This window comes from Desulfobotulus sapovorans DSM 2055, from assembly GCF_059569355.1.
On the sequence record NZ_JCANVJ010000022.1, the window covers coordinates 37295 to 61797 of the forward strand.

The window sequence follows — 24503 nt, forward strand, 5'->3', positions numbered from 1 at the left end:
CGTGCTGCATAGGAGATCGCTGACGGTGACGGCAGCGTCAGCTTGAGCGTACGCTTAACCGGGCTGAGAACAGGGAGCTTTGGTCATGAGAACGGTATCAATACCCGCCGGGTTTGGCCCCATGTGCTGACGCTCTTCGAAACCAAATTTCTGATAGAGATGACGGGCCGTCAGGCCCTCTGGAACCGATGAGGCAAATGTCTGTACAGCAACTGGTCTTGCCGGGTTCAGATGGTTCAGCGCTGTTTCCAGAAGTTTCCCACCGATTCCAAAACCCCGTGCAGACGCGGAAACGGCAAGCCATTCGATTGAATTTTCTTCTTTGGAGATAACGATCCCACCCAGAATGAGACTGGGAAATTCGTCTGAATCCCGTAAAGACACAAACGCCTGTTTGCCTGTAATGGCCTCAGCCAAAGCGTCTTTGAATTCGGGAACCTCGGCCATGGGACCAAAAAGAGGCTCTGCTTCCCTGGCAAGAATCAGCCAGCTTTCGATGTCGTTTGAGACTGCCAATCTGACAGAACGGGTATTCACAGCGTTAAACCTCATTTCCGGCTGCTTTGGCTCCCTCGACGTATGAATCCGCGAGTGCGGCGCAGAAACTTTCCTTTGCAGGGTGGCCAAGGATTACAAGGATACGTTTGCTCATAATTGTGAATTCCTAACGCCCAAAGCAGCGGCGCGGCTTTTTGCGTCCGCTGGATTTTTTTGTTATGTGTTTTTCTTATCTTTTAACAATTTTTTTATCTCACGGTCAAAATCAGAGATATATTTTTTATCCTCTTCTTTTCTATATTTTCCATATTCAATTTTTGCTTTTTCGACCGCTTTTTTATGGCTGACTTTTCCGGCATTGGTTAAAAGTTCTTTCTCACTGATTCGCAGAAAATCATCAAGTTTTTGAATCCAGTCGTTCATTTTCATTAATCTGCCGTTTGTTGCCTGGAGTTCAGCAAAATCAAGATACATGGAGACGATGAGATTGAGCTGTTTGAGTTCATCTTCTGACAGATAATTCTTTGCGATTGAAATATCTCTTGTGGTTATATATTTGCCGTGAAAATTGGTCAGCCCTAGAAATGGTTTTTCTGCGTCAACTCTCTGGCTTATCATTTCTGCTGCTGTCTGGCCGTGGACGGCATAGTGCATTTTATTTTGAACGGTTGCAAAAAATTCCTTGGTCAGAGTAGCATCATTTTTGTAATCAATGCTGGTTGCATAGATATCAGTTACTTTCTGGTAAAAATTTCTTTCACTGCTTCTGATATCCCGAATTCTTTGGAGAAGTTCTTCAAAATATCTTGACCTTGCGCCTTCCTGTTTCAACCGGTCATCATCCATTGTAAAGCCTTTTACAATGTATTCATGAATCCGTTTTGTCGCCCACTGCCGAAACTTTGTCCCCTGTATTGATTTTACCCTGTAACCCACTGAAATTATGACATCGAGATTGTAATAATTCGGAGTTTTCTGCTGAAATTCGGAAATTCCGAATTTCTTCAGGGTCTGGTTTTCTGCAAGCTCTCCTTCGGCATAAATGTTTTTAATATGTTCATTAATTGTTGACTTTGCTTTCCCGAAAAGCATTGCCATTTGATCCTGTGTCAGCCAGACTGTTTCATCTTCCAATTGCACCTGGAGTTTTGTTGTACCGTCTGAAGCCGTATAAATGATAATTTCTGAATTCTGTTCCATGTATCATCCCTCCAGGATCGGCTTTAATATTTCAGGCGATTTTTCGGAAAACTGTTCATGCGTTTGACTATTTCACAATCTGGATCGCTCCAGCGGTTATGAAGCTTGGTTATTATCTGTTTTTTCTGGGTATCGGACAGAGTTTCAAACTCCTTGCCCTGCATAACGCTGCGCTCTGCGGCAAATTTGGAGCGAAGCGTAAAATTTGTCCGACAGCAGCGCTTTGTTAGCAGATATCTCTGTAATTACGCTCAATATAATGATTGTATTTCTTCGCGAAGCATGATCACGTCTTCTAGTTGCAAGCGCAGCGCATTAGCGCTATCTGACTTACCCTCAGCCTGTGAACGTATTTCCTGAAGGGCCTCATCGATATTCGTAATAGGCAGATCAAAGCCGGTATCAAGTAGTTTCTCGAGCTGCGCGTCGATGCTCTTACGCACGGCATCACTGTACTCTTTAAAGCTCTTACGAATATCCCGCTTTATTTTGAGGATCTCTTTTGCATGCTCGGACTGCTGATAGTCGTCATAAATCTGCATACCAACCCCAAAAATCGCCATGGCTGGACCAAGAAACTTCGCGCCCTTCCCTATTTTATCCGCGATTTTCACGGCCTCCCAAGCCTTGAACTTGTAGCCAAAGAAGCCACCAACCTCTTTAATAGCGTTGTGTAGCGTACTACCCGAAACTGATTTGAGCCCTGTTTTAGATGCATCGCCAACAGCGCTTTTCGCAAGGAAGGAAAATCCTTTTTCTGCGGACTTCGTCATACTCTGGCTGAAAGCACTGTTAAGCTTCAAGGGATCATCCTTAGAGAAGCTGCAAACTTTCCCTTGTTTGTCTTCAGGATTGAAATTCTTTGCAGCATCCAAAGCTTCATTGATCTTCAAGCTAGCAGGAGTATTCGCCAACTCGACTAACTCAGCCTCAAGATCTGATAGGCACTCGTTCACAGTGACCTGCAGATCCTCCAAGGCAGAATTTATGAGTCGCTCACATTCGTAAGTTGAGCTGTCCTGTACCTTTTCAAATTCTTCCTGCTCTCCACCCAAAGCATCGGCAAGCCGGTTTCCTTGCTCAACAATCTGGCCGTTAAGCTTATCTATGTCCGCCCCGACCTTTTTGATAAGGTCTCGTCTGTTGGCTTGAAAAACGCGCTTGTTTTGAGTGAGCAGGCTAACCAAGCCCTTTTGCAGCGGATCAGAAATGGTCAGTTCGTCAATTTTTGACTCCATCGTGATTTGAAGCTGCTGGAGCGGCGTCGTCAGCCTGGCGTATAGGCCGCGTTGCGCGACAAAACTATCAATGGCTTTGGTGAACCCTTCATGGTTGGAAAGCGCCAACAACTCTTGGCGCTCTTGCTCGTCTTCCTCATCCAATGAGTCGAAGAATGACTGGGCGTCAGTGAAGACGATGGGAAAATCCTCTGGAATTTTGGGCTCAAGCACCTGTGTGATACCCGCGATCTTGGTCTCTTTGTCAGCCGAGTCACTTTCAAACTTGTTGATAACGACCATCATCTCCTTGGCGCGACCTTGGTTAAAGCAAAGGTTGCGGAAGGCTGCGCCCACGACATCGTCGAACAGTTCATTGGTAATTACGTATACCAGCAGGTCTGCTTTCGCTATGGCCTCAAGCGCTTTGGCATCATGTTGCTCGCACTCACCCGCAAGGATCCCAGGGGTATCCCAGATATTTAGCGATTTATGTTGGTATTGAGTGACCACATCTGTTGTTACGCCGGCTCCAATTTTAATGTGATCAATACCTGTCAACATCTTAATTAAGGAGGACTTGCCAGCACTGTACTGGCCAGCAAAAACAAGATTCAAAGGCGCTAAATTAATATCGAACTCTGCCTCCGATGCTTTGAAGCTGCTGGCCTTCCATAGCTCATTAGAACGCTGGTAAAGGCTTTCGACCTTTTCTTTGAGAACACTGTAACCAATTTCAGTCATGATTCATCCTTAAATGGCGAGGAGGGTAATTTCACAGGAACAAAGTGCAGCCACCATTTTTATTCGACGGTGGTCTTTTCCAATGATCTTGCTAAGATTTTTCTTCGGGGCGAACACGAACACTTTATCTTTTTCAGAAAGCTCGACTTTCTCTACGAGCCCCTTGTAAAGGTGGGAAATTTTCTTATCCAAACTGGCATTATACACTACAATTATTTTTTCCCTCATGGCTTTACTCATAGCCTGAAGAAGTTCAGAACTTCGAAAATAATCCGAGATCAAAAAATAACAAGCATAACCAGGAAGCCTCACTATCTTTAAAACTTTCGGCAGAACAAAGTGCTGCTTTGTGATGATATAAGCAACTCGATTAAGTAGGCGAAAATTAATCTCATGCCTCAGAGTATAGAGCTGACTATCAGTGCTATCCAGCTCACTTATAAACCCATTAAGCGCTTTACAGAGAAGAGACAGATTGTGTTCTGTCGGCAAAATAACTGCCCGATAGAGATTTATGTCGAACCAGCTTTCTAAATTAGCTTTTATTTTTCGCTTACTTTCCTCGACATCCTCAAGCAAAACCTGACGCTGTTTAGACTTAGCCTCTTTGAGTTTTTTAGCACGGCTATCAGAAAAAAATGAAAATATTGTGAACACTATACCGACACCAGCCGCCACCCAGCCTACAGGATTCCATGAGTTAAAAAAGGCAATTGTGCTTATAACCCCGGCTATAGCAGAGCCCCAACCGTTTATACGCTTGAAGTCGAATTCACTGAAGTTCCGCCCATCGTGAGCAACCTCGAAAGATAAGGTAATGTCCAGGCCCTCATTCATTTCTCGATTGAAATCTTGAAGTTCTTCTACCACCTGTTCTGCCAAAGCTTGTACCGATCGCTCTACCTTTTTTGTAATTTTTAAACTCTTGTAATGACGCTCCCAAGCTACTGCTGCATTCTCATCCTCAATGTGGTCATCAACAAAATCTGCAACAGAGTCAACTAGCGGTTTAAAAGCAACATCCACTTCCTTGGAGAGCAACCGTGGCGCATCACGAAGAGTTTTTACCTTCCATTGAGATATACGGGTTAGACTACTTTCATACTGTTGCAAGAGCTTGGTGAGCCGATCCCTTTGGCTTAGGACGAGTAAGCTCTGTTCATCAACATGATGAAGGCTTGAATCGAGAAACGTCTGGACTCTTCGGATCGGCCCGTTACCTTCCACTTCACCAATGAGTGCATTCAGAACGTTATCAATTCGGCTCAGCTCATGTAATTGCGAACCTTCTTTCCCCGAAACTGTGGTCGCCAAGAATGCGGCCTGGGCATGAATTGGGATGATTCGGACTGTGCTCGGATTTATGCCTGCACGGCCGGCAAGATTCTTTAATCGTTCAGTATGTCCCTGAATATCCTCTTCTTTGAAAATATATTTTTCCGGGCTCCTCAATGCCCGTCTCCGGTTACCGTCATTCTCTAGATCTTTTTTCATGTTCAACACGAAGATCAAGGGCTTGTTAAGCTTATGAACATGTTCAAGCTCAACAAAGGTCGACTCTTGGATGCTGTCGCTGTTGAGCATGAACAGCACGACGTCTGACTGTTCAAGGATCTCGTGGGCAATCTGCGTGTCCTCCTGACCGTTATAGGCTCCGAAGCCAGGGGTGTCGATTATCCTCAAGTTGTTCCATTCATACTCTTTAACGTCGCGTGTTGTTCTTTGCGCTCCTTTACCAATGGTCTGGCCATCACCTCGAGTGATAGCCTCACGAATAGTGCTCTTGCCAGCCATCGTTCGGCCAAAGAGCATGACATTGAAGCAATCAAGGCTTCGTTTCTGCTTGGCGAGATTAGCGTTTCGTTTCGAGAGAAGCTTTCCGTAGTCTCTCTCAAGATCCTGCAACATGCTGGTCAGGCCATCCTCCACCATTTTGTCTTCGGATAGAGTCTGGCAGCCATGCTTAATCACGCCCTGCAGTTTTTTTCTCAGCGCCTCAATAATGGTATCGCAGCACTCAAAATAACCTTGTACGGTTATATATTCTTCTCTGGCAATTCGATTACAACTCTGGAGAGATGATAAATAAGGAGTATCCTCTACTGCTTCTTTCATTCTTTCTCCGATTATTATAGAGCCCATAGATTCTACTCAAGATCGAGATTTTTATTTTTCTGCTAACGGGGCGGCGCGAAGCGTCCGCGCCATCATATTATTGTGTGGTTCCGTATAACCACCCTTTTTTAAAAAAAATCCGCAAAAAAACATTTTCCTAACCGTATAATCCCCACTGTATCCTGCTGGACAGAAAACTATCTAAGCCTGATTCCCAGCCCCTGCAAAAATCCCCATCCAAAAGCAGTTTCCACAGCGTCTGAAAAACGATCCGATTTTCATAGTCCAGCCCACCGACTAAGGCAAGTTTTTTCCTCCCATTTTTCCAGCCCATGAGCCCCAAATAGATTATCCCTCACCTTCCTTCCACGCCCCGCACAAGCCAGTCTTTACAAAAAACCTTGATTTTTATTTTTGAAAAGTATTAGCCATATCAAAAATTTTTATCCTGCCTTCCATCGCCGAATAAAAATATGGAGGCGAATAAGAGTGCAGATACCAATAAGAATATGGAGCAAAAAAAGGAGAAAACATGAAAAAATACCTGATTACAGTCATGGTTCTGATGCTGGCAGCCATGCTTGGCGTGGGATGCACATCCAAAAGGGCGGTGGACCCTGCCCTGCAGATCCATCCCGATGGCCGGTACAGGGGCGTGTATGGTGATGGCGGGGAACAGCAGATCAGCATTGAGTTTCATCTGAAAGACGGACTGCTGACAAAGCTTTCCTTCAGACACCTGCAGTACAAGGGCAAGGACTACGGGCGCACGAAAGAGGGCGATGCAGGCTGGCCCGTTCTGCATCAGCATGGGATGGTGCTGGCTTATCTGGAAGGAAAGCCCCTCAGTGCTGTTCTGGATCTCTACACTCCGGAAAAAATGGTGGCGGATGTGGATGGATTTTCCGGCGCTACCATCCGGGGCAGCAAAATCATTTCTGCCATACGGGACGGCCTCAACCGGGGTATTTATTAAAAGCAGCACGAGACTAAGGGATCTTGCTACCGGAGAAGGTGATGTGGCTTTTGCCATGCATCAAGGGCCTGAAGTGCGGGAGGGCTTCCCTGCGGGGGAAGCGTCTCCCGCATTTTTGTTCCTGAAAAAAAATGGCCGCAACAGAACGGTTCTATGGTGTCCGGGCTGCTGCCTTAAGAACATCACTGAGGTCTGCCTGATCCCCTGCCATGCTGTTGATATGCTCAAAGAAAAGCCTGTTTCCGGGGCCGATGACAAAAATCCCTCCCTGCTGCCAGAGATCTCCGGCACTGCGGCCCTGCCGGAATCCCTGTTTCATGGCCTTGAACCCGCGCACCAGAGGAGAAGGCCCCAGTGTCCGCCAGAACCCCCGTTTCAGGTCAAAGGCCTTGTATGCATTCAGTTCCGGATCCAGATACATCTCCCCATGGTATGAAAATTTTTCGATAAAGTGGCGGGCATCCTCAGGCGTTCCGCTGCCGACGCTGACCAGAGCCACATCCATTGCATCCAGCTCTTCTTTGATATCCATCAGGGCAGCTACCTGCTGCCGGGCAAAGAGTCAGCCATAGTGGCGGAGAAAAACCAGAACGATTCTGCGGTTCTGCCACAAAGAATCCAGTGGTACAGGGTGATTGCTGAGATCACCTACAGAAATTTCCGAAACATCCTGGGGTAGATTTTTTCGCATGTCTTCCTCCTTCATTCCTCTGGGATTCTGACTGCTGCATCCTGTCAGTACCATAAGGGCGATACCTGAAATCCCTATGAGCCTGTTTACCATGGAACGTTTTCCTTTCTTTCCTTTTTCCGGGTGACGACACTGTCTCCTTCTCCTGCTTCCTTTTTGCCTGATACCTCTGTGAAAGTGGTCTGTGACAAAAAAAGTTTCTGTCACACAGGGGGAATTTCTGCTGTATCAGAAGTCAGAAGGTCTTTTTGGCTTCCCCATGAAAAGAGGAAAAGGGTGACGGAACATCGGATCTGCTGCTGGTTCAGGCCTGTCTGGATGGGGACGCAAGACCAACCAACCATAGGACACCCACGTTGTCTTTGCCTTTCCCCCCTCCCCTGTAACGGAAACCCTTATGATATCGAAATCCAGCGTTTTGTCCGTCAGGGCGAAACCTTCATCTTTTTTTTCCGTTTCACAGGCTGGATCGGAACGAAAAAGCTCATCACCATGAAAAAGGGCTGTGCGGGATTCTTCACGGAAGCGGCCTTAAAAAAACCAGAAGGGCATGAAAGCGCCGGAAGGTCTCGAACTGCCCCCACTGCCTCAGAAAGTTCTCCACGATTCCAGCCTTCCAAGCCCCCTGCCCTGGCCCGAAGAAAATCCTGAAGAAGCCCTTTCCATGGTGCACAGCATCCTCTCCTTTGAAGAAAAAAACGGGCCAGAGGCCCGCTTCAGGATGCAACATGCGATAAGATCAGGACAATAAAATCAGAAAGACCTTACACCTCAGAGGCTGTGATTTTCCGGCAGAATCTCGATCCAGTAGCCATCCGGATCGGCAATGAAGTAAATGCCCATTTCCGTGTTCTCATAAACCACACAGCCCATCTTCCGGTGCCGCTCCAGGGTGGCTTCGTAGTCCTTCACGGAAAGGGCCAGATGGATTTCATTGTCTCCCAGGTTGTAGGGCCTGTCCCGATCCCTTAGCCAGGTCAGCTCCAGCTGAAAGGGCGTTTTTCCGTCTCCGAGATACACCAGCCGGAAACTCCCGTCCTCCGGGCTATAGGTGCGCACCACGGAAAGTTCCAGGGCTTCCTGATAAAAGGCAAGGCTTTTTTCCAGATCCAAAACCGTGAGATTGGCGTGCAGCCAGGTAAAGGCTCCCATGCTGGTATTCTCCTTATCTTCAATGAGTATTTAACCGTTATTTTTGCCTCTTTTCTTTGTTCACTTTACACTCGCAGGCCCCTTTCAGCCTGTCAAGTATGGATGCAGAAAAGGGGGCAGCTTCCACCGTTCTCTGACATTCAGACAGACAAAAAAACGCCTCAATGCTGAGTTCTGTAAGCTTTGTATACTTAAGATTTACTGTGGACAGCGTCCAGCCGTCATGCTACAAAATCATAAATTTTAAAAAACTTCTTTCCAACCTCCAATGAGAAATTCCAGAAAAGAACTCTGGCTTTAACTTCTGAATCCCTGTACGGAATTTTTAAGAAGATCCCCTGCCTCCAGCCGCCTGACAAAGTCTTCCCTGCCCATGGCAAAAGGGGGCCTGGCCCGGCAGGGCACACCGATTCACAGATCACGTCGGCCTCTGAAAAATCTTTACCCTGCGCTTTTCTCTACATCCCTTTTTTGCACCAAGCCATAAGGAGCCTTCATGGAAAACAAAAACCGTCGCATCCCCCTTCAGAAACGTATTTCCGTGCGCATGGTTGGCACAGCACTGATTCTGACAACCCTGATTCTGGTGCTCATGGGGGTATGGCAATATCAAAGTGCCCGTTCCAGCCTGGAAAAAAACCTCAATGTGGATGCGGATCTTGCCCTGCAACGTATCACGCTGAACCTGCGGGAACCCCTTTACAACTATGACATGGCCCAGGCCGAAGCCATTCTCCGCTCAGAAATGCAGGATCGCCGCCTTCTGGCCCTGGCCCTTTCTGATCCTGCCAGAGAAAAACAGATACTCCTCCTTGGCCGGGATGAAGACAAAAAAACCGCCCCCATTCAGAGACTTCCGGAAAGCACACAGTTCAGACGGGAAGCTCCCATCCAGAGAGAGGACTCCACCCTTGGTCACATCACCGTACTGATGGATCCGGAATACTTTCAGGAAAACCTCAGCAGCATCCTGCAAAACACCATTTTTACCATCCTCGCCCTGAACATTCTGCTTCTGGCCGTCATGTCCTTTTCCCTTCAGGTCATGGTTTTCAATGCCCTGAAAGCCATGATCCGGGCCGTCCGGGATCTGGCCCAGGGCGATGGGGATCTCACACAACGCATTTCCGAAGCAAAAGGGGATGAACTGAGCCTTGCCGCCTACTGGATCAATCTTTTTGTTTCTCAGATCCATGGCATCATGGAACGCATCCGGGATAACGGCAACCAGCTCAACCGGGCTTCCGCCAGTCTTCTGGATATTTCCGCAAAAATGTCTCAGAACTCGAAAACATCCGCCCAAAGAGCCTCGACAGTGGCCAAAGCCACAGGAGACATGAGCCAGAGCATGGGCAATATTGCCTCCGCCATGGAAGAAGCCTCCACCAACACCTCCATGGTGGCTGCGGCTGCGGAAGAAATGACGGCCACCATTGACGAAATTGCCAAAAATACGGAAGAAGCCCGACAGACCACGGAAAAGGCCGTCAACCGTTCCGAAAGTGCCACAGGAAAAATGTCCGACCTTGAGACCATTGCCGCTGAAATCGGAAAGGTCACGGAATCCATCACGGAAATTTCCGCCCAGACCAACCTTCTGGCCTTAAACGCCACCATTGAGGCGGCAAGGGCCGGAGAGGCGGGCAAGGGCTTTGCCGTTGTGGCCGCAGAAATCAAAACCCTGGCAACCCAGACCACCACAGCCACGGAAAATATCCGGAACATCATCGGTTCCGCCCAGAGCATCATCAAGGATGCCACAGGCGAGGTAAAGGAAGTATCAAAGACCATTCAGGCCACCAGTGACATTGTCACCATCATTGCCACTGCCGTGGAGGAACAGTCCGCCGCCACACGGGAAATTTCCAGCAGCGTTATGCAGGCCGCCAGAGGCATTCAGGAAGTCAACAAAAACATGGCCAACATGAACGGCTTTGTCCAGAGTATCCGGCAGGACATTGAGGGTGTGGATCAGATCAGCAAGAGCATGGACAGCATCAGCACGGAAGTGAATGGGAAGGCCAGAGAAGTTTCGGGTATGGCTTCCGGTCTTCAGGATCTCATTGGCCGTTTTTCGCTCTAAGGCATCCAAAAAAAGGGCAGGCTCAGAGCCTGCCCTTCCGTCGGGAAAAAACATGGTCATCCCCAAAAAAGACCCTATCCTGATCTGTCTTCTGTCCTGCCTTCTGACCGTTTTTTCCATAACGGCACCCCAGGCTGCCCCCCTGCACATGCTGACGGACGATTATCCACCCTACAGCTTTAAGGAAAACGGAGGTATCGCGGGAATCTGCATGGACATTGTCCGGGAAGCCCTGAAGGACAGTTCCCATACTTTTCAGGTACAGCTTTATCCCTTTGCCCGGGCCTATGTCACCACCCGGGACGAAAAAAATATCTTTGAATTCTGTGTGGCCAGAACCCCGGAACGGGAAACCTCCTTCCACTGGATCGGCCCCGTTGGCCCCACCAATGAAGGGCTTCTTGCCCTTGCTGCCCGGACGGATATCCGCATTGAAAAAGATGCAGATATGGGAGCCTACAAAATCGGAACGGTCATTTCCGATGTGGTGGATCAGCACCTTTCCGCTATGCAGAAAAAACGAAAGCTCAAACTGGATAAAACCTCCAGCTACCGCCAGAACATGAAAAAACTCATGGCAGGCCGCATGGATCTCTGGGCGGGCAACCTGATTGTGGGCTTCCAACTGGCCCGTGAGCTGGGCCATGATCCTTCGGAACTGCGCGTGGTGCACACCTTCCCGGTTCTCAACACGGATCTGTATCTGGTCACGGGAAAAAAAACAGATCCCAAGCTGGTAGGAGATCTGACCCGGATCTTTCAGGCCTTTGTGGAGCGTGGCGACTATGCCCGCATGACAGCCGCCTTTATAAAAGACCACACCCCAACGGAGTCGGAGTAGGGACAAGCCCCCGTGCCTGCCCTGATGCCCCATGATGCTATGGGGCAATCCCAACCACTCTGCTCACAATTTTTTATCGTGCATCTTCCCCACCCCATAGTCCTTCCTGCGCATGAATTTTTCCGCAGGTGGCCCGATGAGCTGCATTTCCGGGTTCTTTGCCAGCACATCCATGGCAATCTGCATTTCTTTGGTGCATCCTGTGGAGTAGGTGGCGTCTTTCCCCACCCATTCCGGTGGCACCCTTTCCCCTGAAAGGGCAAAGGCCTCGGCAATGTCCTCGTAGGTCTGAAACCGCCAGATGTCGATATAGCCGCTGCGCTGGACAATCTCCCACATGTACATAAGGTCATCGGCATCCATACCCGGCTCGTAGTACTGGGAAGGATTGATAATGAAGGTTTCGGCAAACACGCTGCGCAGATATTCGATAAAGGTGCCCATGATGCGTTTGGCTTCATCGATCTTGCCGGGAATGGAACCGATGATGCCGCTGTAAAACATCACGGCCATACCGTTTTCCCGTGCTCTTTTCATCTGTGTGATGATGTCCTTGGCCCTGCGCTCCAGATCCAGATGGGAAAAACGGATCACATCGGGATGGGCAGGCTTGTAGAGCACCTCCACCGCACCGCCGTCTTTGGTGCAAATATTAAAAACCGGACGGGTGAAATGGAAGCGGGTATCAAAAAAGCGTCTGCGCTGTTCTTCTCCCCTGGAAATCACCGCATCGGTTTCCTTGAAGGCCCGTGCAAAGGTGGTGCAGGCCAGCAGCAGATTCACATTTTCCCGTGTTCCGTCTGAAATTACGACAATGTTTTCTTCCTTCCGCAAAATCTCCACCAGAGCATTTTTACTGATTTCCGGATCACTCACAATGCGGGCACTGTCCAGGGCTTCCTGCAAAATTTTGTCTTCCATGACATCGGCAAAGTCCACCTTGGTGAAAATGGGTTCGCCCTTGAAGCTCACCACCACCTTGTGCCCGAGGCGGGCCAGGTAACGGATGATTTTCAGATCCATGAGGATCTCTCCGGCCTCATTGGCCAGCCAGAGAATTTTTTTCCGGCCCTCGGATTCCGCGCAGTGAAAAGGTTCTCCCCTCACGCCCAACAAACAGAACAGGGTCTGTACATCCCCTGTAAGCGGTCTCGAAAAAATATCGAGAAAGGCTTCCCTGTCCGGTACAGCAGGATCGTCACCCTGCCAGATTTCCCGCGCACCGGTGAGAAGGAAAAGACGCTGCAACTCCAGGGCATTGAGATTGTCCCGGATGCGCCCCAGAGAAACGGGCGTCCTTTTCATGGAAGACAGATCCACAAAATCAAAGGCATCCCGGAAAGCCTGGGATTTCAGGGCCTGCCTTGCCATCAGGTTCCGCTGGCTCTTTTCTCCGAGGTAAGGATCCATGATATCGGTCTGGTTGAGAAAAATCCGGAAAAGGCGTTTCTCCAGACGGGAAGGAATCATGAGTTCATCGCGGGTTTCGTGGGCAAACTTGATGCGGATAAGGGCTTCCAGAAAATTTCTGGATTCAGAATCTTCGATAAAAGTGGCAATAACCTCCAGAATCCGGGAAAGCACCTCCTGATAGCGGTTCTGAAGAAATTCCGAACGATCCCGGCCCATGATGGCCTGATACATCTGTTCGGAGCAGGGATAATAGCGCTCGCCTTCCTTCAGATGCACCATGAAGCCCACCTGCTCCGGTGAGGCGACTTCTTCCGGATAGGCGGCATGATCCAGATGGTTTTCAATATAAAAGGCCGCTTCCCAGGCATCCTGGGCGGCTTTTTTTCTTTTTTCAAAATCGGCTTCCATCTCGGGAGGCGGGAAAGATGGCATAAAAAAAACCTCCTATGCGGTTTTGATTTCCGTCCGTTGGAAAAGGATGCGGATGAGGGTATCTGCTGTCACATAGACCAGCATGGCGCAGAGCACACTGTTCAAGGGGGCGATACCCGGAAGAAAGCGGGCGGCCAGCCCCCCCGCTCCCCAGGCCATGAGGGCAGCGGGCCGGATTGTCTCGAAACGGCTTTTTCCCAGACGCCCGTAGCGTCCCCTTCTTACCATATAATAGTCCGCAATGAGAACCCCGCCGATGGCGGGCAGCATGGTATTAAGAAAGGCCAGCCAGCCCACAAAATTGTTGTAGAGGTAGAGGGCCATGAGGGTGCCAAGGACGCCGTTTACCAGCACAAGGATCTTTTTGGGAAGCCCCGTGATATTGGAAAACCCAAGGCCCGAGGCATAGAGGGCATTGTCATTGGTGGTCCAGATGTTGAGTCCCAGAATGACCATGGCCCAGACGATCATACCCTGCTGCATGAGCACATCGGAAATATCCGCCTGCTGGTAAAAAGCCGCGCCAACGGCACCAAAGAGAAACATGAGGCTGTTGCCTAAGAAAAAGGCAATGAGCGTTGTGGAGACCGCCGTTTTCGTGGATCTGGAAAACCGGGTGAAGTCCGGGGTCAGGGTACCGCCACTGATGAAGGAAGCCACACAGATCCCGATGGCGGCAAACATGCCCATGGGTTCTGCGGGTGTAAGTCCCAGCCAGGCATCGAACCCGCCAAAATCGTTCAGAGCCTTACCCACGGAAAAAAAGCCCAGAATGCCGATGGCCGGAACGGCAATGAAACTTAAGAGGGTCAGGGCCTTCATGCCAAACCAGGCCGTAGCCGTCATGATACTGCCTGAAACAAGAATGATGAGATGAAGATTCCAGCCCGTCACCTTCTGTACGGGCAGGGCGAACATGGCCACCCCTACACCAAACCAGCCCACCTGGGTGATGGCCAGCAGAAAGGAGGGCAGAAAGGAACCTTTCTCTCCAAAGGAAAAACGGGCCAGAAGGTGGGTGGACAGCCCGGTTCTCGCGGCAATGGCGGCCAGAAGGGCCGTGTAGACGCCAAGAAGCAGATTCCCCGTCATGACGCAGATGAAAAATTCCGTAACAGTAAGCCCCGCCCCCAGTTTTCCGCCCGCCCACATGCTGGCGGAAAAAAAAGTGAAGCCCAGCATCACCACCAGCATGGGCCAGAATCCTTTTTTATGGGAGTCGGCCACATGGCTCAGGGCAAAATCTCCGTCCTCTTCTCTCCCGGTCCCGCTCTCTTTTTTCATGTTTTTCCTTACTTTTAAGTTGATTGCAGACAAAAACAGGCATAGGAAAAGCTTCCGGCCACGCCTTTTTATTGTTTCAGGGCGTGCATACGCCGGATTTCCCGGTCACAAAGCTCCTTAAGCTCCACCCTTCCGAAGGGTACGGGATCCAGCCCCGGAAAACGCTCTGCCAGAAGATCCGCAAAACTGACCCCCGTCTCGGCCAGGGCCAGGCACTGCATCCAGTATTCCTGCACATCCTCCACATATTCCGGTGTCCAGAAAGCTCTGGAGCCTGCGTCATAAATGGCGCAGCGCTGAAGGGGAAAGGCGGGATCCTCATACTGGGAGGCCACAAACTCAAGAGCCATATCCGCCTTCCAGCGCACCAGATCCGTTCCCGTGAGTTTGATGGTGAGCGGAGTCCCGGGTGTGGGTACAGTGAAACGTCCCTCCAGATAGATGAGGGTGGTGTTTTCAAAGGTGTCAAAACGATCCCGGCACAGGATATGGGTCTTTTCCAGAATTTCCTCGGCACGGGAACCGCCAAAGGTGAAAAAAAGAATGGAGCGCAGGGAAACCGCCTGCCTTTCCGCTTCCTGAATCAGGGCCTTCATGGCGTACTCCAGACTGGTGCCTGTGGCCACCACATCCCCGATCACAATGCTGGCCACCCTGGGCATATAGACTTTGCTGTATGCGCTTTCCACAATATGCCAGTGCTCGGGGTCGTCGTGCAGCCTTGCCCTCTGGGCACTGATGAAGGAGGCACTGTGACGGTTCCAGCCAAAGGCATGGAAAAGGGCCTCCCGAAGACCAAAATTCAGACCTCCCCGGAGAATCGTCAAAACCAGGGTTTCCTTTTCCTCCAGACAGAGGGCGTTTCCGGCACTGAGGGTTTTCAGAATCCGGGCACAGGCCCTTTCCAGTTTCCGGGTATAGGCCAGCCCCATGACAGAAGCATCGTTGCAGATGGAACGGGTTTCCGGTGTGGAGGCGATGAAGCGCTGAAACCCCCGGGAGGGACTCTCCCCCATGGGTTGCAGGGCACAGTCCTCGGTCAGCAGGCGGGATTGGGACATAACCTTCTCCTTGGTAAGGCGTAAAAAAACCCGCAGAAGCGGGAGGTTCCGGCATGTGTCCGGGAAAACTCCCCGGTCATGGGCTGCTGTCTTTTAGAAGGCCCGCAAAACACTGTCAAGCCGGGAACTTTTTTTAACAAGGGCGTTTCCGGGAATTGACAGGCTTTTTTTCAACTGGTATGACCTCTTACCAAATTTCACCACCAGCAAGGAGTCTCCCATGCCCATACGCCCTTCCCAGCACACGGAACACAACATCCTCCACCGCATCCTTTCCGGAGCCTGGCCTGCGGGAACCCCTCTGCCACCGGAACGGGAGCTGGCCCAGAGTCTGGACGTCACCCGCCCCACCCTGAGGGAAACCCTGAAATTTCTGGAACGTCAGGGCTGGATCACCATCCGCCACGGTAAAAGTTCTGTGGTGAACGATTTCTGGAAAAAAGGGGGACTTGGGATTCTTGGCACCCTGGCCCGGTATACGGAATTCATTCCCCTTTCCCTCATCACCGAACTCCTGGAAATGCGGATGCAGCTCCTTCCGCCCTGTGCCCGCATCGCCGCAGAAAACGACCCGGAAAGCCTTCAGGCCTTTCTTTCTCCGGAAAACCTTCCCGGAGACGACCCCGGAATTTTTTCCGAGTTTGACTGGACGCTTCAGGAAAAAATAGTACTGGCCTCCGGAAGGCAGGTAGCCCTTCTCATGTACAACGATTTCAAGGCGCTGTTTCTTGCGGGCGGCACCCTCTATTTCGACAATCCTGAAACCCGAAAAGAATCTCTTCTTTACTATGCAAGGCTGAGAAAAATTCTGGCCCAGGATCCAGAGGCCGTTGAAGAAAGTGTGGCTGCCGCCATGGAGGAAAGCCTCCGTTACTGGCAAAATCTTTTCCCCAATCTTGTCGAGAGCTCTCCGGAAATTCTTGAGTCCCCCACCTCTCTCCCAGAACAGGAATCCCATGCAGACCTTTGATCTCATCATCATCGGCGGCGGCATCACCGGAGCAGGCATTTTCCGGGAAGCGGCCGCCTGCGGCCTTTCCGTCCTCCTTCTGGAGGCCCGCGATTTTGGCTCCGGCACCTCCAGCCGTTCCTCGAAGCTCGTCCACGGCGGACTGCGCTACCTCAAACAGGGAGCCCTCCACCTCACCCTGGATTCCGTACGGCACAGGGAAAGGCTTTTAAAAGAGCTGCCCGGACTGGTCACCTCCCTGCCCTTTCTCATGCCCCTCTACGGCGATACCGGGCCTTCGGCCCTTCAGATGAAGGCAGGGCTTTTTCTCTATGATCTCATGGCTGGCAGACAGAGCCACAGGTTTACGCCAAAGGAAAAACTCACCGCCACCCTGCCCGGCATCCGGACAACGCATCTGAACGGGGCCTTTTCTTTTGAAGATGCCCAGGTGGATGACGCCCGCCTTGTGCTGCGTCTCATCCAGGAAGGGATCCGGCAGGAACAGGCCATGGCCCTCAACTATACGGAAGTGAAGGGCCTTGTCAGAAATGAAAAGGGCCGGGTCACGGGTGTCCGGGCGCTGGATCGGGAAAGCGGGGAAGAAAAACGCTTTTCAGGCCGCCTTGTCATCAACGCCACGGGGGTGCTGGTGGAAAAACTCCACGGCCTTCCCGACAGAAGGCAGCAGATCCGGCCCCTCCGGGGCAGCCATCTGGTCTTTTCCAGAGACCTCCTTCCCCTGGAAAGCGCTGTGAGCTTTCTCCATCCCGAAGACCGGCGGCCCGTCTTCTTTCTTCCCTGGGAAGGCGCCCTTCTTCTTGGCACCACGGATGCGGATGCAGGCCTTCAGGAAGCGGCCCGGCCCCGCATCACAAAGGAAGAAACCCGCTATCTCCTTACCGCCGCCACCCATCTCTTTCCCCATGCGGGCTTCCACGAAAAGGCCATCCTTGCCACCTTCGCAGGTCTTCGGCCCGTTATCAGCGAAGGCGGGGACAAGGCCCCGTCCGAGGAATCACGGGAACACGAAATCTGGCAGTCTCCCGGCCTCATCAGTGTCACGGGCGGCAAGCTCACCACCTTCCGCAAACTGGCCTGGGACACCCTGAAACACGCCTCCCGTCAGATTCCCATGGCCCTTCCCGACGAAAAGGCCCCCCTCGTTCCGGAAAATCCCATCCCCTGCCCGGATGCCGTCCCCCCCCTGGTCTGGCAGCGTCTTTCCTGCCGTTACGGAAACCTCCTTGAGCGCATGGTCTCCTCTCCCCCCAGGCTTTTGACAGAAATTCCCGGAACCGCTCACCTCTGGGCGGAAATTCCCCTCGCCGCAGGAGAACGGGGGGTCTATCACCTGGATGATCTTCTGCTGCGCCGCCTGCGTCTCGGCCTTCTGCTCCGGGAGGGCGGCATGGACATCATGGAAGGTATCCGGGAGCTGGCCCTGCCCGTTCTCGGCTGGCGCGAAGAAAAATGGGAGGCGGAGGTGGTGCGCTACCAGCTTCTCTGGCAGAAAGATCACGGAGTGCCCGGATGAAAGAAATCCTCCTTGCCATCGACTGCGGCACCCAGAGCCTGCGCGCCCATCTCTTTGACACCCAGGGCCGCCTCATCGCCTCGGAAAAACGCTGCTATGCGCCCTATGAAAGCCCGAAGCCCGGATGGGCGGAGCAGAACCCGGAGCTCTTCTGGAACCATCTCTGCAAGGCCACACTCAGCCTGAAGGAAAAAGCACCGGAGCCCTTTTCCCGCATCGCTGGCTTAGGCCTTGCCACCCAGCGGGCCACCATGATCTGTCTCGACAGGCAGGGCACCCCCCTGCGGCCCGCCATCACCTGGCTGGATCAGCGCAAGGCAGCTCCGGTCTGGAAGCCTGCTCTGCTGACGCCCTTTCTAAGGCTTGCCGGAGCGGCTGACCTCATCCACAAGGCCCAGACCGATGCCAAGAGCAACTGGATCGCCCAGAACCAGCCGGGCCTCTGGAAAAAAACCGCCTGCTACATGCAGGTGTCGGGCTTTCTCCACCAGAGGCTCACGGGTGAATTTTCCGACAGCACGGCCTCCCAGATCGGGCATCTGCCCTTTGACTATAAAAAACAGGGCTGGAGCGGCCCCCTTGCCATCAACCGCCGCCTTTTTCCCATTCCCGATGACAAGCTGCCAAAGCTCCTGCCCCCAGGGGAGTTTATCGGCCATGTGACCCGGGAGGCCGCCGCAGCCACGGGCCTTGTCCAGGGCCTTCCCGTCATCGCCTGCGGATCCGACAAGGGCTGCGAAACCTTAGGGGCCGGAGTTTTTCAGCCGGGCATGGCGAGTCTCAGCTTCGGCACCACGGCCACGGTGCAGACCACCACAAAGGACTACTTTGAGCCCCTTCGCTTCATGCCCGCCTACCCCGCCCCCGTTTCCGGATACTACAATCCTGAGGTGGAAATCTTCCGGGGATACTGGATGATCACCTGGTTCAAGAACGAGTTCGGCCACCCGGAAACCCAGGAGGCCCTGGAATGCCAGCTTCCCGTGGAAGTACTGCTGGACCGTCTTCTGGCCGAAACCCCGCCCGGAGCCATGGGCCTTGTGCTCCAGCCCTTCTGGAGTCCCGGTCTCCACCATCCGGACGCCAAGGGCAGCCTCATCGGGTTCGGGGATGTCCACACCCGCGCCCATGTGTACAGGGCCGTCATCGAAGGGCTGGCCTATGGGCTTCTCGACGGTCTGCACTGCATTGAAAAAAAAGGCAGAACCCCCATCCACACCCTGGCCGTCTCCGGCGGTGCTTCCCAGAGCGATGCGGTGTGTCAGATTTCCGCAGACATCTTCAACCGCCCCCTGGTGCGGGGAGAAACCTGCGAAACCTCGGGGCTTGGGGCCGCCCTGGTCACGGCCGTGGGTCTCGGCCTGCATCCGGATGTGGCAACCGCCCTTTCCCGCATGGTGCGGGTGCAGCAGCGCTTTGTCCCGGATGCCGACAATGTGAGGCTTTATCACCGTCTTTACAGTGAAGTGTACCAGCGCATGTACAAGGCCCTGGCCCCCCTGTACCGGAAAATCCGGGACATCACGGGGTATCCGGAGAGCCGGTGAAAGGGACGGAGTCCCCTTTTTCCTGCCGTAGCCGCAAATTTCCCCAAAACGCTCCGTAAAGGACATCAGATATGAAACCCATGACCCTTCTTCTGGCCTTTATGGCCCTTGTCATCACCGTATCGCTTGGATTCTGGCTTCTGGGCGAAAAAGAAGCTGTTTTTGAAACGAATAACAGCTTCTGGGCAAAGGAAATGAAAGCCGCCAATGCCCCGCTGAACCAGAACCTTGACGTGGATGTGGCCATCATCGGTGGCGGATACACGGGACTTTCGGCGGCCTATCACTTAATGAAATACAACCCGGATCTGAAAGTTGTGGTTCTGGAAGCCCGACAGGTAGGCAGCGGCGCTTCGGGACGGCACGGGGGCATGGTGCTCTCACAGCCGCCGACGGAATCCTTTGAGATCGCCCATGAAGAGGATCTCCACAAAAAGACCTATGCGCTGACCTCACGCAACATGAAAGCCATGGAAAAATTGTGTGAGGAAAGCGGCATTGACTGTGAACTGAAGCTGGACGGTCTTGTCCATACCATCATTGATGAGGAAGATATTCCCTACTACAGGGAATATACCGAAGAAGCCAATGAACTGGGGATTCCCCTGGAATTCTGGGATGCCGAAAAAACCGAAGAAATGCTCGGAACGGAATACTATGCCGCTTCGGTTTATGATCCCAACGGCGGCAGCGTCCATGCCATCAGGCTGATCAACGCCCTGAAAGTCATGGCTGAAAAGGCGGGGGCTGTCATTTACGAAAACAGCAAAGTGAATGAGATTGCAGAGGGAGAGGAGATTGTTCTGAAGGCAGGCGATGCCAATTATGAGGTCAGGGCCAGGAATATCGTTCTTGCCACCAATGCCTTTACATCCAAACTGGGCTACTTCAAATACAGCACCCTACCCGTTCACACCCAGACCGCCGTAACCGAGCCCCTCACGGAAGAGCAGCTTGAAAAAATCGGCTGGGACAGCCACCTGCCCTTTTATGACTCCAAAAACGCCCTCATTCACATGGTTTTGCGGGAAGACAGGCGCATCGTTATCGGTGGCGGATATGCGGATTATTTTTTCAGAGACAATGTGGGCTACAAGGGCGATATGCAGAAAGTGTACGATCTCACCATGGCGGAACTGCTGAAGGTTTATCCTGAGTTAAAGGGGATCAGGCTGGAATACCTCTGGACAGGGGTGCTGGGCATGAGTTCGGACGAGACTCCCAAAGTGGGCGTAACCGGAAAATACAACAATATCTACTATGCTCTGGCGTATAACGGTCAGGGAGTGAACATGGGCTTCATGTTCGGAGATCTCATCGCCTCCATTTACAGCAAGAGACTCCACGGATGGGAGGATACCCCATACTACGGCCACCGTTCAGGCATTCTCGGCTTTATTCCTCCGGAACCCTACCGATGGATTGGAACAAAGGCCTTCATGGAGTACTACAATCGGCAGGATCGCAAACTCGATAAGTGAACAAAGAACCCGTCATCCGCCGGAAATCTCAGGAGGCCCTGACATTGCACGCTTCTTCCGGCGTATTGCCGGAGAGCCTGCACGCATCCCCTTCCCGGCCCTGTGTGTTCAGCCCATTTCAAAAACCATCTGAAAGGAAATCCCATGCCCTCCCACAGCCCATGGATTCATACCCCGCCCCCTGAAAAAAGCTTTCGCAGCATCTTCCGCTGGGGCGATCCCCACACCTTCAAGCATCCCAACCCCAGACTCCACGCCATGCTGAAAGAGACCTTCGGCCTTGGGGACAGGGATTTTCTCACCCCCCGCTTCACGGGCGAGGAAAGGGTTTCGGAAACCCTTCCCATCCCCCTGCCCCTGCCCTTCATTCAGGCCATGGAAAAGGCGGTGGGGCCGGAGCAGGTGGAAAAGGATGCCTTCAGCCGCATCCGCTACAGCACAGGAAAAACCACGGAAGAAACCCTGGCCCTGCGCCATCACCAGATAGAAGGCATCACGGATCTTGTGGTGCATCCCCGTCACAAACGGGACGTGCAGGCGGTGGTGTCCCTCTGCCACGCGCACCGCATCCCCCTTTCCGTGTACGGCGGCGGCTCTTCCGTCACCCTTGGCCACCGCATGGAAAAAGGCGGCGTCACGCTGGTTATGGCCACCCACATAAACCGGGTGCTTTCCCTGAATGAGGAAGACCACGCTGTCACCGTGGAGGCGGGCATCAGCGGCCCGGACTACGAGGCCGCCCTCAACGAGGCTCCAAAACGCTTCGGTGCCCTTCGGCCCTACACCTGCGGCCACTTCCCCCAGTCCTTTGAGTTCAGCACCGTGGGCGGATGGATTCTCACCCTGGGATCGGGGCAGGCCTCTTCCTATTACGGCGATGCGGCCGATCTCCTCCTTGCCGTGGAAGTCGTGACGCCCAGAGGCATCCTTGTGACACAAAGCGTTCCGGCAACGGCTACAGGCCCGAAGATTCAGGATATTTTCAAGGGAAGCGAAGGGGCCTTCGGGGTTCTCGTCAGTGTGACCTTAAAAATCTTCCGCAAGATGCCGGAAAACACCCGACGCTTTTCCTTCATCTTTCCGGACTGGAAAAGGGCCGTGGCCGCATCCAGAGAGATCACCCAGGCCCAGTGCGGCATGCCTGCGGTGTTCCGCATCTCGGATGCCGAAGAAACGGACGTGGCCCTGAAGCTCTATGGCGTGGAAGGCGGGCCGCTGGACAGCCTCATGCGCTTTGCCGGATACCGGCCCATGGAACGCTGCCTCGCCCTGGGCACGGCGGAGGGGGAAGCGGGCTTCAGCCGGAATGTGGCGAAAAATGTCCGGCGTATTGCCAAAAAATTCGGGGCCATGGGCCTCACCTCCTACCCGGTGCACAAGTGGGAGCATGGTCGCTACCTTGATCCCTACATGCGGGAAGATCTGCTGGATTTCGGCATCATCATTGACACCCTGGAAACGGGTGTCACCTGGTCAGCCCTGCACCGGGTACATGACAGCGTGCGGGCCTTCATCAAGGCGCGGCCCCAGACCATCTGCATGACCCACGCTTCCCATTTCTATCCCCAGGGCACCAATCTCTACTTTATCTTCATCGCCCGCATGGAAAATCTGGACAGTTACAGGGCCTTTCACAGGGAGATCATTGAACGCATCCTCCATGCAGGGGGCACCCTCTCCCACCACCACGGTGTAGGGAGGATGATGGGGCCTTTCATGGAAAAACAGCTCGGGGGAGAAAGCATGGAGCTGCTGCGGGCCGTGAAAAAGCATCTGGATCCCCATGGGATTCTGGGGCCGGGGGTGATGGGTCTATAGGGTTGAAAACGGTTTTCACTGCCCAGATCAGAAAAGCCTTGTTCTGGAACGCAAGACTGGATAAGGCTTTTTTCACAGGGCATGGGGAAAGGCTTCCGGATGGCTTTTTCTGCCAAAATGGGGATAGGGTAGTGGAAACGGGTTTTTGAGGGGAAGAGAGTGAAAACTGAAGAGATCTGATTCCTGAATGTAAAAATTGGGATCAGGTCTCTGTTTCGTTTTATTTTCATGTTTTGTCCTTGCATATGAAAATAGACGAAAGTTTTCCAGATAGAGCTTGCCTGAAAAACAGTTTACACAATCAATGCTATGCAACATATAGCCACTCAGGACACAGCAACACACCCTATATTGTATAGAAAGCTTGTTCAACCAGGCTTTTTCGAACAGTCTCTGATAGCTAAGATCGAGCAGCTAAGATCTATTGGAGGCCAAGCGTTTCCCACAAACTTTCATCTTTCCAAGGAGAACGTATGCTGATGAAAAAAATCTTGAAATCTGCTGTGGCTGTCAGCTGTTTCCTGGCTCTGACCAATGGCCCTGTTTTGGCCAGTGGCAGCAAAGCGACTAAACCAAGTCCAGATGAAGCAATCGCCATACTGAAAGCAGGTAATGAACGTTTTGTAACAGGTAAAGCAACTCAGCCCCATGTTGATGCTGCCCGTCTTGCACTTGCTGGCAAAGAAAATCAGGGGGATCACGCCTATGCAACTGTTATCACCTGTTCTGACTCCAGAGTTCCTGTTGAAATTCTATTTGATGCCGGCATTATGGATATTTTTGTGATTCGTGTTGCAGGTAATGTTCTGGATGTCGATGAGGTAGGGTCTGTTGAATATGGCCTTGCCCATGTAAACACCCCGGTATTTGTAGTGCTTGGACATACCCAATGCGGTGCCGTAACCGCAGTGACAAATGCTGTCCAGGGTCACGGTCACCCATTGGAAAGAAATATCCCACCTCTAATTGATAACATCATTCCAGCAGTGAAAAAGGCAATTGCTGACAATCCAAAAGCCCATGGTGCTGATGTAATACCTCATGCAATTGAGGAAAATATCTGGCAGGGTATTGAGGATCTGTTCATGACAAGCCCTGTTTCTCGAGATCTCGTGAACGCAGGGAAAGCCAAAGTTGTTGGAGCTATCTATGATGGACTCGCAAAAAGTCTCAAGCCACATTTAGTGAGAAAAAGTTGAAAAGATTGTTACGGGACAAAAATATCCTGAGAAATTGATGAATCGAGTCTGATAAACGTAAACTACGCTCTTTGACAACGATAAGGAAAGCAACTGTAGTGGTATTTCTCCGATCTTCTTGTCTTTTTGACTTTTTAAGGCGATTTTTGAACGCAGTTGCCCTCAGGATATTCAATCCAGTCACTTTGAGTACCGCTGCAATCCTGACTTTTGTCATTCCCCTGATCCGCAGGTGTTTTATTCCAGCCATGCGGTCAAGGTCAGA

20 protein-coding genes are annotated in these 24503 nt (G+C 52.0%); 10 read left to right on the plus strand and 10 right to left on the minus strand.

All coding sequences use genetic code 11. The features are described from left to right. Positions 1–54 precede the first annotated feature (54 nt). From BR04_RS13285 to BR04_RS13300, 4 genes are all read right to left on the minus strand, one after another. Positions 55–627, minus strand: a complete 573-nt coding sequence (locus tag BR04_RS13285; protein ID WP_496356505.1) for a GNAT family N-acetyltransferase — start codon at positions 625–627, stop codon at positions 55–57. 87 nt (positions 628–714) lie between these two features. Next, positions 715–1698: a virulence RhuM family protein gene (locus BR04_RS13290; protein ID WP_496356506.1), complete on the minus strand. Its 984-nt coding sequence runs from the start codon at positions 1696–1698 to the stop codon at positions 715–717. Positions 1699–1949: 251 nt separating this feature from the next. Beyond that, a complete protein-coding gene (locus BR04_RS13295; protein WP_496356507.1) occupies positions 1950–3659 on the minus strand; it encodes a GTPase domain-containing protein in 1710 nt (569 codons plus the stop codon). A gap of 9 nt (positions 3660–3668) precedes the next feature. Then, on the minus strand, positions 3669–5774 hold the full coding sequence (locus BR04_RS13300) for a GTPase (protein ID WP_496356508.1): 2106 nt from the start codon (positions 5772–5774) through the stop codon (positions 3669–3671). A gap of 532 nt (positions 5775–6306) precedes the next feature. Here BR04_RS13300 and BR04_RS13305 point away from each other — a divergent pair. Continuing rightward, positions 6307–6750: a hypothetical protein gene (locus BR04_RS13305; RefSeq protein ID WP_496356509.1), complete on the plus strand. Its 444-nt coding sequence runs from the start codon at positions 6307–6309 to the stop codon at positions 6748–6750. A gap of 151 nt (positions 6751–6901) precedes the next feature. Here the strand turns inward: BR04_RS13305 and BR04_RS13310 are convergent, their stop codons facing one another. Further along, positions 6902–7534 (minus strand): SelL-related redox protein, encoded by a 633-nt coding sequence (locus tag BR04_RS13310; protein WP_496356510.1) that lies wholly within the window; start codon positions 7532–7534, stop codon positions 6902–6904. Positions 7535–7991: 457 nt separating this feature from the next. Here BR04_RS13310 and BR04_RS13315 point away from each other — a divergent pair, with 457 nt between their 5' ends. Further along, entirely contained in the window at positions 7992–8192 is a 201-nt protein-coding gene (locus BR04_RS13315; RefSeq protein ID WP_496356511.1) for a hypothetical protein, read from the plus strand. Between the two features lie 20 nt (positions 8193–8212). Here the strand turns inward: BR04_RS13315 and BR04_RS13320 are convergent, their stop codons facing one another. After that, positions 8213–8593 (minus strand): VOC family protein, encoded by a 381-nt coding sequence (locus tag BR04_RS13320; protein WP_496356512.1) that lies wholly within the window; start codon positions 8591–8593, stop codon positions 8213–8215. A gap of 496 nt (positions 8594–9089) precedes the next feature. Between BR04_RS13320 and BR04_RS13325 the strand changes: the two genes are divergently transcribed. Both BR04_RS13325 and BR04_RS13330 read left to right on the plus strand, forming a co-directional pair. Continuing rightward, a complete protein-coding gene (locus BR04_RS13325) occupies positions 9090–10676 on the plus strand; it encodes a methyl-accepting chemotaxis protein (protein WP_496356513.1) in 1587 nt (528 codons plus the stop codon). Positions 10677–10728: 52 nt separating this feature from the next. Next, positions 10729–11517 carry a substrate-binding periplasmic protein gene (locus BR04_RS13330; protein WP_496356514.1) on the plus strand — a complete coding sequence of 263 codons (789 nt, stop codon included), beginning with the start codon at positions 10729–10731 and terminating at the stop codon, positions 11515–11517. A 63-nt stretch (positions 11518–11580) separates the two neighbouring features. Here the strand turns inward: BR04_RS13330 and BR04_RS13335 are convergent, their stop codons facing one another. The 3 genes from BR04_RS13335 to BR04_RS13345 form a co-directional block, all read right to left on the minus strand. Continuing rightward, a complete protein-coding gene (locus BR04_RS13335; protein ID WP_496356515.1) occupies positions 11581–13362 on the minus strand; it encodes an ARMT1-like domain-containing protein in 1782 nt (593 codons plus the stop codon). A gap of 12 nt (positions 13363–13374) precedes the next feature. Next, positions 13375–14646 (minus strand): cytosine permease, encoded by a 1272-nt coding sequence (codB, locus tag BR04_RS13340; RefSeq protein ID WP_496356516.1) that lies wholly within the window; start codon positions 14644–14646, stop codon positions 13375–13377. A gap of 68 nt (positions 14647–14714) precedes the next feature. After that, entirely contained in the window at positions 14715–15707 is a 993-nt protein-coding gene (locus BR04_RS13345) for a phosphoribosyltransferase (protein ID WP_496356517.1), read from the minus strand. A 220-nt stretch (positions 15708–15927) separates the two neighbouring features. Here BR04_RS13345 and BR04_RS13350 point away from each other — a divergent pair, with 220 nt between their 5' ends. The 6 genes from BR04_RS13350 to BR04_RS13375 all read left to right on the plus strand — a co-directional run bounded on the left by BR04_RS13350 (position 15928) and on the right by BR04_RS13375 (position 24238). Beyond that, complete coding sequence (locus tag BR04_RS13350; protein ID WP_496356518.1) at positions 15928–16677, plus strand: GntR family transcriptional regulator; 750 nt, start codon at positions 15928–15930, stop codon at positions 16675–16677. Continuing rightward, the gene (locus tag BR04_RS13355; RefSeq protein WP_496356519.1) at positions 16664–18193 is read left to right on the plus strand and encodes a glycerol-3-phosphate dehydrogenase/oxidase; all 1530 of its coding nucleotides are present in this window, start codon (positions 16664–16666) and stop codon (positions 18191–18193) included. Before BR04_RS13350 ends, BR04_RS13355 begins: the two co-directional genes overlap by 14 nt. After that, the gene (locus BR04_RS13360) at positions 18190–19740 is read left to right on the plus strand and encodes an FGGY-family carbohydrate kinase (RefSeq protein ID WP_496356520.1); all 1551 of its coding nucleotides are present in this window, start codon (positions 18190–18192) and stop codon (positions 19738–19740) included. Before BR04_RS13355 ends, BR04_RS13360 begins: the two co-directional genes overlap by 4 nt. Positions 19741–19811: 71 nt before the next feature. After that, complete coding sequence (locus tag BR04_RS13365) at positions 19812–21221, plus strand: NAD(P)/FAD-dependent oxidoreductase (RefSeq protein WP_496356521.1); 1410 nt, start codon at positions 19812–19814, stop codon at positions 21219–21221. Positions 21222–21365: 144 nt separating this feature from the next. Next, positions 21366–23039: an FAD-binding oxidoreductase gene (locus tag BR04_RS13370; protein WP_496356522.1), complete on the plus strand. Its 1674-nt coding sequence runs from the start codon at positions 21366–21368 to the stop codon at positions 23037–23039. 473 nt (positions 23040–23512) lie between these two features. Further along, a complete protein-coding gene (locus BR04_RS13375; protein WP_496356523.1) occupies positions 23513–24238 on the plus strand; it encodes a carbonic anhydrase in 726 nt (241 codons plus the stop codon). Here the strand turns inward: BR04_RS13375 and BR04_RS13380 are convergent. Beyond that, a partial coding sequence (locus tag BR04_RS13380; protein ID WP_496356524.1) for a hypothetical protein occupies positions 24210–24503 on the minus strand: 294 nt, incomplete at its 5' end. The genes BR04_RS13375 and BR04_RS13380 overlap by 29 nt on opposite strands.